Below are 276 nucleotides of genomic sequence, written 5' to 3' on the forward strand. Positions count from 1 at the left end.
GTCCGGAACATTTTTGTTCATAAGCGGGGATTTGTGGACGATGAGTTTATAAAACGTCAGTCTATTTTAGCAAATGAAGCTTGCTTCGCACCATTCGTTTCGCTGCTCGAAAAGGAGCCAATAAAATTGACCGGTTCTTCCGTTAGAGAACATAAAAATCCTGCCATAGACCTCGCAATTGACCTTGTGTGCGAGGTGGATTTATGGCTTACTGACAACCCATGAACGCTTTGGAAAAGCTACCCGAACTGGAAGAGGTTTGCCCCTCTTGCATGG

Annotated in this window: 1 protein-coding gene; it reads left to right on the top strand. The window is 44.9% G+C overall.

Translation table 11 applies throughout. From position 1 onward, the window contains the following. Positions 1-225 (top strand): hypothetical protein (locus L9G74_RS24090; protein WP_238898601.1); only part of this gene is annotated, 225 nt, incomplete at its 5' end. Positions 226-276: the final 51 nt, after the last annotated feature.

This window comes from Shewanella electrica, from assembly GCF_022321485.1.
GTDB lineage: Bacteria > Pseudomonadota > Gammaproteobacteria > Enterobacterales > Shewanellaceae > Shewanella > Shewanella electrica.